The organism is Limnohabitans sp., from assembly GCF_040401135.1.
Lineage (GTDB): Bacteria > Pseudomonadota > Gammaproteobacteria > Burkholderiales > Burkholderiaceae_C > Limnohabitans.
In genome coordinates this window covers 2,278-10,781 of the sequence record NZ_JBBAOV010000025.1, presented here as the reverse complement: position 1 = coordinate 10,781, position 8,504 = coordinate 2,278, and the positions used below count along the sequence as shown (strand labels likewise).

Here is an 8,504-nt window from a genome sequence, read left to right as displayed (position 1 = left end):
GATGCAGATGCAGATGCAGATGCAGAAGGTTGAAGAAAAGTGTGTTGCTTAGCCATATGCGTTAACCCATTTTCAAAATCGACTTGGCACCTTGGCGTTGACCAAGGATGTTGAGTAAGTTAGAAAGCGCTGCTTCTGCATCAGGCGCAGCGGTTGCTTCACCTTGGAAGCGCACGCGTCCGTGCTCTAGTTGGCCTGTGCCTTGTAAAAGCAAGCTGCCTTCCAAGGTGTCCAGCGTGATGGTCATGGCGTCGCCGCCTTGCACGCGCACGCGGTAGGTGCCCAAGGGGCGCAAGGTGGACAGACGCGTGGACAGCTGTTGCATTTGCAGCTCAGCCAAACCCTTTAACTGGCCTTGGCTTTGAGCCTGATTCACTTCTTTGCCCGCTTGGTGCGTCCATTGCAGCTGGGTGGTTTGCAGCTGCATGCGTCCTTCGGGTTGAATGGTGTTCCAAGGTGCGCCCAAACCCACCAGCCAGCTGGCGGGCCAGCTAGAGGTGTGGTCGCTCACCTGCACGCGTACGCCGCGCCACAGGGGCGACACATCCACACGCACGGGTTGGGGTGTGCAGCAGCCAGATGCGAGGGTGGCGCTGAAGGCAAAGCTCAGGTTGGCCAAGTCAACGCGGGGGCCAAGTTGCCACGTCACGCGCGTGGGCAGTGCGGTGGTGCTGGAGGGCTTTGCCAAATTGGCCGACGCCACGGTGTTAAGCGGGCCTTCGTTGAGCACCCACTGTGCCGAGCCGTTCCATACCGTGCCTTGCGCATCAGGCAGCAACAAGCGTTCGCCACTGGCTTGCTCGATGGTGCGTGTCAGCCAATGCGCGGGGGCTTGGGTGATGAAGGCCAGTGCCAGCCCCAAGCTCGCGCCCATCCATGCCCAACGGGTGCTGGTGTTTGAAGAGGAGTTTGGGCGGCGTTGCATGTGTGGGTGTGGTGATGGCGTTGTGTTTTTGGCGTGTCGTTAACGCGCTGCTGCGCCACGGTTAGGCAGGCTTAAAAATAGGCTGCCATCCCACACCACAACCGAGTTAGCAGTCGCCAAAGTAGATGCAGAGACGTTGCTTGCCGCTGCCGCATTGCTGCGCGTCAGTTGCACCTCCACAGGCAATGCTTGTGCTTGACTGCGTGCTTGTGACAGCCAGTTGGCCAAGATGGGCGCAGGCACGGCTTTGAGTTGAACCGACACGCGATCGCCCTGTACATTGAGTTGAATGGGGATGCCTGCACTTAGGCTTTGCAAGTTGCGCAGCGCTTCGTCACGCGAAAGCGGCGTGCGTGTTTGCAGCGCTTGCGCTTGGTTTTGCAGGGACAACATGTGGGCTTGCTGCTGACCAATGTGGGCGCGGCGGTTGTCGCTGTCGCGCAGCGTGTTGAGTGCGGGCGCAATGGCGATGGACCAAAACAACACCACGCCAATCAATGCGCCAAGCACCGATACGCCGCGTTGTTCGCGTGGGCTCAGGGCTTGCCAACGTTTCATTTCGCGCCCTCCGCTTGCAACACCCAGGTGTCGTTGCCGTCTTGGCGCAGGCTCAGGCCTTGGGCTTTGAGGCGGGCCACACCTGCGGCGTTGCCGTCAAGCGCCACACCTTGCACACGCAGCGCGTGGTTGGCGTAACGAATTTGCTGAGGTGTTTGTCCTGCGGGCAGCACACCGACCAAGGCAGCGAGCAAGGGCTCAAAGTCAGTGCTAGACGCCGTGCCCGATTTTTGTTGCAGCGCATCCACCTCGCGCTGCATTTGAAGGGGCGCGTCGATGACCAAAGTGACTGTTGGAAAGGTGTTTTTTAAAATGTTTTGCAGCGAGGCTTGTTGTGCGTTCAAGGCGCGGCTTTCTTGCCAAGCCAAGGCATTGAGGCCCAGCACTTGCAACGCAACCAAGGCCACCACACCCCAACGCACCGGCTTCCAAGCGGGTGCATGCAGCAAGGTTTGCCATGCGTCCAGCACCCATCGCTGTGCACGTTGGGCACGGCCCTGAGCCCATTCGCCTTGCGCCAAATCCCACGCCGATTGGCTGGATTTAACCCAACGCTGCGCTGCGCTTTGCAGCATGGGTTGGCGTTGCAAAGTGCTTTGCACGCGGGCCACCATGGCGGGCTCGGCTTGAATTTGTAAATCGTCTTGGCTCAACTCGGCAAAGGCACGCCACTGTGCGGTGTTGGGTGGCAGCAGTGTGACGCCGTTTGCGTGGCACAGCAGGCTTTGTGAATGTTCGGGCTCGCCCATCACTTGCAGAACGGGTTTGTCTGTGGGCGACAGTTCTGGGACGATGCGTTGCACCGTCAAGCCCGCCGCTTGCAGGGGGCTAAGGGCCTCGCGCAGCCATGACTTGTCGCACACGGCCACCAAGGTGTGGCCACCCACGCGGGCCGTTGTTTCGGCATCTGGTGCAAGCACGATGTGCAGCTGTTGCGGGTCGTCCAGCAGGCGGTCTTCTAGCAAGCCCTGCAACACGCTTGGTAAACGCGTGCCGTGGCTGGCGGGTGGCAGCTGCACACGCAGCCAAGCCAGACGGCTGTGGGGCACCACGGCCACCACCTCGCCGGCATGGGCCGAAAGCGTGGCCGCCGCACCCGTGGCGCTGCGTTGCACACTGTGCCCGTCCGAATGCACATGGGCATAGCCCGCAGCGGCGTGTGTGGGGGTGTGAGGCAGGGCAATGATCAGCATAGAAAAATCATTGTAAAGAGCTGGAGTGACGCCAAATAACCTTCAGGTCACTGGCATCGCGCTGCACCAACGAGCGCTCTTGCAGCACCGTTTGCGGCATGCGCAACCGTCCCATCACCTCAAAGTAGCGGGTGTTCACGCTGTGCGTGTCACCCAAGCTGACGGTGCGGCCCCAGGCTTTTTGAAACACCTCTAAGTTGGCCCAGTGCTGGCGCTCGCGCTGCTGCACCAAGCGCTGTGCGTCTGACAGGCTCAGCCCAGGCACGCTGGCGTACAACACTTGCATGCTGGCGGTGTTGAGGTTGACCGTCGTGCGTGTGGGCAGCACGGTGATGTGAGGGCTGAGGGTTTGCAGCGCTTGCGGCGACAGGCCCATCCAGCTGAGCTGGCTGATGCGTTGCGGCATGAGCAGAGAGCTGCTGTTTTGTTTTTGTGCGGTCAGCACGCCTTGCGTGAGCAGGCTGAGCTGCGCAGGCGGCACGCCTAAGACGTCAAACAAGCGTTCAAACGCAAGCACTGTTTTGACATCGAGCTGATCGCCTTGCAGCAGGTTGGTCACATTTAGGCGGCCTTGCAAATCTGTGATGGCGCCAGACAGCAGCACCTGTTGTGCGAGCTTTTCGTCGTCCACCGTGTTGGCCGTGCCCCCCGTTCCATCAGGCAGCGCGGCCAAAAAGCTAGACAAGCGGGCCTCTTGCAGTGGCACCGCCCAAGGCTCGGCCAGGTGGTCGGTGGGCCCGTTGGCCTCGCCCGCACGCGCGTCTTCGCGCAGGATGACGCGGGCCCAATCAAGCGCCCCTGTCAGCAGCCAACGCGCTTGGGTACGCTGGCGCTCGGCGCCTTCCACCTCGATAGATTTCCATTGCTGCCACAACGCGCCGGCGGCAAACGTGGCCACCAATGCCACGGTCAGCATGGCGGCCAGCAGCGCTGCGCCGCGTTGTGGATGGTTTGCAACGTGCTTCATGTTTTGGTGTTGCTGAAGTTGGGGCGCACCCAGTCGAGGGTGATGCGGCCACGCACGCCGGTGCTGGCGGGCAGGTCAATTTGCAGGCGGATGGCGTCGGGCAAAACGCCTTGACCTGCAGTGCTGCCGGTGGAGACGGTGTTGCTGGACTCATTGTTGCCAGCGCTTGAAAGCGGGTTGGTCCACGCATTGCCACGAAAGTAGGTGAGCTGCCAAGCGTCCAGCGGTGTCAACGTGGTTTCAAAAGCGGCGTCATCGGCGCTTGGGTTTTGGCCCCAGCGTTCAGCGTTAGCCCACGCTTGTTGCAGCGCAGCGCGTGTTTGCACCGGGGCTGATTGCCAGCGCAGCCATTGGTTGTTGCGCATCGTCCAAGCCACCACCCACAAGCCTGCATCTGCGCCATCGGCTCGCCAAGCGGTGGCGCGGCGGGTGATGCGCAAGGTGCGGCCATCCCACTGCATGCCAGCGTCGGTGATGCTGGGCACAGGCTGCACGGCATTGAGGTCGGCCTGCCATTGGGCCAGCACGGTTTGCAGCACAGCGGTTTTGTCCACCTGCGCTTGCGTGATGTCGCGGCTGCGCATGAGGCTGTCTAGCCCACGCCAGCTCAAACCCGCCAGCACCGCCATGAGGGTGATGGCGATGAGCAGTTCAATCAGCGTGAAGCCGCGTTGCTTGTTCATTAGTAACGCCCCAGCACTGTGGTGATGTTCAGCACGGGCGTGGCCGCATCAAACACCTGTGCGTCTACGCGGCGAAACGCGGGGTTTGGCGTGGTGCGCACGGTCAGTGCCACTTCAAAGCTGCGCTCGGCTTGCGGGCAAGGCACGCGTGAGTTGCCTACGCCCGGAAGCTGTTGCGATAAACGCAACTGGTTCAGCGCGTTGTCGGCGCAAATTTGCGCTAACAGAACATCGGCCTGGCGCTGCGCGTTGCGTGTCAGCGCGCCGCTAACTTTGAGGCCGCTCATGAGCGCGATGGACACAATGGCCAGTGCCACCAAAACCTCAATGAGTGTGAAGCCGCGTTGTTTCATGGCATCACTTGAAAAGGGCGCAAGCCGTCGGTGCCGATGCTCAGCGACGTGGCGGGCTTGGCGCTGTTGGAGTTGGTGTTGGCCACGCTGAGCGTGATGCGAGCCGCGGTCAAGATGGGCTCAGGTCCGAGTACTACCAAATTGGCTGCGCTGACCGAAGCTTGTGTGCCGATTGCTAGCCACTTTTCAGTTCGCGCTGCAATCGGGTTGTTTGCTTGCGCTGGGTTGGGCGCAAGCGCGGGCCGAATGACAAACCCTTCTGTCGTGGGTTGCCAAATCAGCGCGATGCCACTGGTGCGCGATTGCGCGCGGGCAGCTTCGAGGACTGCCACCAAACGTTGCGCTTCACGCTCTATTTGGGTTTGGCTGCTGTCGCGCAGCGACAAGCTCACACCAGCCATGGCAAAGCCAATGATGGCCAGCACCACCAATAGCTCTAGCAGGGTGAAGCCTTGCTGGCGCTGCATGGGGGGCTTAAAAAACAGCTTTACTGCCAGCTGCCAAGGTCGGCGTTTTTGCCTTCGCCGCCGGGTTGGCCGTCTGCGCCGAGTGACAGCACATCCACTTCACCCTTGACGCCGGGGTTCATGTATTGGTAGGGGCGGCCCCATGGGTCCATAGGCAACTTGTCGATGTAGAGCTTCCAGTTCAGCGGCGTGGGGCCAGCGGTGGGCTTGACCACCAAGGCGTTCAGGCCTTGCTCGGCAGTGGGGTAGTTTTGGTTGTCCAAACGGTAGAGCTTGAGGGCTTGCATGAGGTTGCCCACGTCGGTTTTGGCGGCGGTCACGCGCGCGTCGTCAGCTCGGTTCAGCACGTTGGGCACCACCAGCGCGGCAAGCACGCCAATGATGGCGAGCACCACCATCAGTTCAATCAGCGTGAAGCCGCGTTGGTGTTTGGTTTTAAGGGTGGGCATTTTGATGGTTCTCAGTTCAATGATGAATCATAATCCGCTCATGTTTAGCCAGCGCCCTTCATTTACCAACGTCTTTAGCGCGTCGTCGCGCGTGGTGTTGCCCGCTGCATCTTTGCTGGTGTGGGGCGCTGTGGCGTTTAGCGCAGTGACATGGGGCTTGCGTTGGTCGGCCACGGGCGCTGCGCCCAGCAACGCGACCGCTGCGGCACAGGCTTTGCCCGAAGTGGATGTGTCCGCCGCCGCTCGCAGCCTTGGCGCTGCTCCTGTGCAGGCCGCAGCCGCGCCCACATTGGCCAGTCGCTTTCAGCTGCAAGGTGTGATGGCGGTTGGGCCAGATGCGGGAGCTGCGCTGATTTCTGTGGATGGCAAACCAGCCAAGCCGTACCGTGTGGGCGCTGTGGTGGCCGACGGCTTGGTGCTGCAGTTTGCGCAAGGGCGTCGCGTGAGCTTAGGTATGGCTCTCGATGGGCCGCAAGCCTTGGTGCTAGAGCTGCCTGCTAAGAAATAACTTAGCGCTGCAAGAACAAGCGATAAGCCGGGTTCAGCGTTTCTTCCACAAACGGATAACCCAGCGCTTCTAAGAACGCCGTAAACGCTTTGTTGTCGGCCTTGGGCACTTGCAAGCCCATCAAAATGCGGCCGTAGTCTGCGCCTTGGTTGCGGTAGTGAAACAGGCTGATGTTCCAGCCGGGACGCATGGCTAGCAAGAACTTCATCAATGCGCCTGGGCGCTCGGGAAACTCAAACCGCAAAATGCGCTCTTCATGGGCCAGCACCGAGTGGCCGCCCACCATGTGGCGAATGTGTTCTTTGGCCAGCTCGTCCTGCGTGAGGTCAATCGCTTCAAACCCGCTCTTGGTGAAGTGCTGCGCAATCTTGCTGCTTTCGCCTTTCACGCCCGTGGTCAAACCTACAAACACATGGGCCTTGGCTTGGTCGCTCATGCGGTAATTGAACTCGGTCACATTGCGGGGCGACTTGCTGCCGCCAAAGCTGGGCAGCTTGCCAATCAGCTCACAAAAGCGGCGCAGGCTACCGGGCTGCTCGGGGATGGTCACGGCAAACAAGGCTTCGCGTTCTTCACCCACTTCGGCACGCTCGGCCACAAAGCGCAAGCGGTCAAAGTTCATGTTGGCGCCACACAAAATGGCGGCGTAGGTTTCGCCCTTGGTTTTGTGCTCGGCCACGTATTGTTTGATGGCGGCCACGGCCAATGCGCCTGCGGGCTCGACGATGCTGCGGGTGTCCACAAACACATCTTTGATGGCGGCGCACACAGCGTCGGTGTTGACGGTGATGTAGCTGTCCACCAGGTTTTTGGTCACGCGGAAGGTTTCCTCGCCCACCAGCTTGACCGCTGTGCCGTCAGAGAACAAGCCCACGTCATGCAGCGTGACGCGCTTGCCTTTGGCTACCGACTGCATCATGGCCGACGAGTCGTCCATTTGCACGCCAATCACTTTGATCTCGGGGCGCACCGCCTTGATGTAGTTGGCCACGCCAGCTATCAGCCCGCCGCCGCCAATGGCGACAAACACAGCGTCTAGTCGCCCTTGGTGTTGGCGCAGCATTTCCATGGCAATCGTACCTTGGCCTGCGATGACTTCGGGGTCGTCAAACGGGTGCACAAAGGTCATGCCGTTTTTCTTCTCCAGCGTCAGCGCGTGGGCGTGAGCGTCCGAATAACTGTCGCCGACCAACACCACCTGGCCGCCCAAAGCCTTGACCGCTTCAATCTTCACGCTCGGCGTTGTGGTGGGCATGACGATGATGGCTTGCGTGCCAAGGCGCTTCGCACCCAGCGCAACGCCCTGAGCGTGGTTGCCAGCCGAGGCGCAAATGACGCCCTTTTTCAGCTGCTCAGGCGTGAGGTGCGCCATCTTGTTGTAAGCGCCGCGCAGCTTGAAACTGTGCACGGGTTGCTGGTCTTCGCGCTTTAACAGCACGGTGTTGTGAATGCGGCGGCTCAGGTTTTTGGCCACCTCTAGCGCAGACTCAACGGCCACGTCGTACACGCGGGCAGTCAAGATTTTTTTCAGGTAATCGGCGGGTTGCAGCGCTCGGGGCTTGGGGGTGCGGGTAGACATGGAGTGATTGTCTCTTAAGCCGTGAGTTGTCAATCTATGAGTGATGCGCACCCTACGTGCGCGTGTTTTGTTTCAAAGTAGCACTCCAAGCCTGTTTTTAAATATTGCATACGTGCTATAAAATATGAATTATCAAATTTTCTTCTTCGCAACATCTGTTCAAGTGCAGATAGAAAAATGGCCTGTTGGCATGTATGCCAGCTTTGTGAGGATTACTGAGCAAATGCTGATAAGCGGCCCGAATTTAGGCATGCCTTACACAAAAGCGATGGGCGATGGTTTGTTTGAGATTCGAGCTCGGGGGCCTGAAGGTATTGGACGAGCTTTCTTTTGCTGCATGAAAAGCAGGCGCATCGTCATCTTGCATGGTTTTATGAAAAAGACTCAATCGACGCCCATCAAAGAACTGCGGCTCGCAAAATTAAGAATGAAAGAGGTGCTGAATGGCTAACGTAAACCAAGAAAAATTCAAACCAGTTGTTTTTAACCCAAAGCAAACGGCCACACAAAAACGCGCGGCTGATTCTGCGTTTTTAAAAGCCTATGACGCGCTTGAAGACGAGTTTGCTGCACTGGCTGAGTTGCTGAAAGCTCGCAAAGAAGCAGGCCTAACCCAAGCAGATGTGGCACAACGCATGGGTGTTAGCCAACCGGTGTTAGCAAGAATTGAATCTAGCTTGGGAAGTCGCAACCACGCCCCTTCGCTTAGCACCCTGCGCCGTTACGCGCAAGCATGCGGCAAGCGTTTGGTCATCAGCATGGTTTGACGAAAAGACGAAAAAAAACCCCGAGTTTTGCAACTCGGGGTATGAATCCACTTTT

General features: G+C 59.3%; 12 protein-coding genes. 3 read left to right on the top strand and 9 right to left on the bottom strand.

The window, feature by feature from the left end:
- Positions 1-61 precede the first annotated feature (61 nt).
- The 8 genes from gspN to gspG are packed head-to-tail and all read right to left on the bottom strand — an operon-like array spanning position 62 to position 5,595.
- Entirely contained in the window at positions 62-925 is an 864-nt protein-coding gene (gene gspN, locus ABWP81_RS08170; RefSeq protein WP_353140963.1) for a type II secretion system protein N, read from the bottom strand.
- A 39-nt stretch (positions 926-964) separates the two neighbouring features.
- Positions 965-1,483, bottom strand: a complete 519-nt coding sequence (locus tag ABWP81_RS08165; protein WP_353140961.1) for a type II secretion system protein M — start codon at positions 1,481-1,483, stop codon at positions 965-967.
- Positions 1,480-2,676: a type II secretion system protein GspL gene (gene gspL / locus ABWP81_RS08160; RefSeq protein ID WP_353140959.1), complete on the bottom strand. Its 1,197-nt coding sequence runs from the start codon at positions 2,674-2,676 to the stop codon at positions 1,480-1,482. Before gspL ends, ABWP81_RS08165 begins: the two co-directional genes overlap by 4 nt.
- A gap of 7 nt (positions 2,677-2,683) precedes the next feature.
- Entirely contained in the window at positions 2,684-3,643 is a 960-nt protein-coding gene (gene gspK / locus ABWP81_RS08155) for a type II secretion system minor pseudopilin GspK (RefSeq protein WP_353140957.1), read from the bottom strand.
- The gene (locus tag ABWP81_RS08150) at positions 3,640-4,326 is read right to left on the bottom strand and encodes a PulJ/GspJ family protein (RefSeq protein WP_353140956.1); all 687 of its coding nucleotides are present in this window, start codon (positions 4,324-4,326) and stop codon (positions 3,640-3,642) included. The genes gspK and ABWP81_RS08150 overlap by 4 nt, the downstream gene beginning before the upstream one ends.
- Complete coding sequence (gspI, locus tag ABWP81_RS08145; protein WP_353140954.1) at positions 4,326-4,679, bottom strand: type II secretion system minor pseudopilin GspI; 354 nt, start codon at positions 4,677-4,679, stop codon at positions 4,326-4,328. The genes ABWP81_RS08150 and gspI overlap by 1 nt, the downstream gene beginning before the upstream one ends.
- Positions 4,676-5,146, bottom strand: a complete 471-nt coding sequence (locus ABWP81_RS08140) for a prepilin-type N-terminal cleavage/methylation domain-containing protein (protein WP_353140952.1) — start codon at positions 5,144-5,146, stop codon at positions 4,676-4,678. The genes gspI and ABWP81_RS08140 overlap by 4 nt, the downstream gene beginning before the upstream one ends.
- Before the next feature lie 20 nt (positions 5,147-5,166).
- The gene (gene gspG / locus ABWP81_RS08135; protein ID WP_353140950.1) at positions 5,167-5,595 is read right to left on the bottom strand and encodes a type II secretion system major pseudopilin GspG; all 429 of its coding nucleotides are present in this window, start codon (positions 5,593-5,595) and stop codon (positions 5,167-5,169) included.
- A gap of 40 nt (positions 5,596-5,635) precedes the next feature.
- Here gspG and ABWP81_RS08130 point away from each other — a divergent pair, with 40 nt between their 5' ends.
- Positions 5,636-6,103 (top strand): type II secretion system protein N, encoded by a 468-nt coding sequence (locus ABWP81_RS08130; RefSeq protein WP_353140948.1) that lies wholly within the window; start codon positions 5,636-5,638, stop codon positions 6,101-6,103.
- A gap of 1 nt (position 6,104) precedes the next feature.
- On the opposite strand, the gene ilvA is transcribed toward ABWP81_RS08130, so the two are convergent.
- Positions 6,105-7,682 carry a threonine ammonia-lyase, biosynthetic gene (ilvA, locus tag ABWP81_RS08125; RefSeq protein WP_353140946.1) on the bottom strand — a complete coding sequence of 526 codons (1,578 nt, stop codon included), beginning with the start codon at positions 7,680-7,682 and terminating at the stop codon, positions 6,105-6,107.
- A 124-nt stretch (positions 7,683-7,806) separates the two neighbouring features.
- Here ilvA and ABWP81_RS08120 point away from each other — a divergent pair, with 124 nt between their 5' ends.
- Positions 7,807-8,133: a type II toxin-antitoxin system RelE/ParE family toxin gene (locus ABWP81_RS08120; protein ID WP_353136774.1), complete on the top strand. Its 327-nt coding sequence runs from the start codon at positions 7,807-7,809 to the stop codon at positions 8,131-8,133.
- A complete protein-coding gene (locus ABWP81_RS08115; protein WP_353136771.1) occupies positions 8,126-8,449 on the top strand; it encodes a helix-turn-helix domain-containing protein in 324 nt (107 codons plus the stop codon). The genes ABWP81_RS08120 and ABWP81_RS08115 overlap by 8 nt, the downstream gene beginning before the upstream one ends.
- Positions 8,450-8,504: the final 55 nt, after the last annotated feature.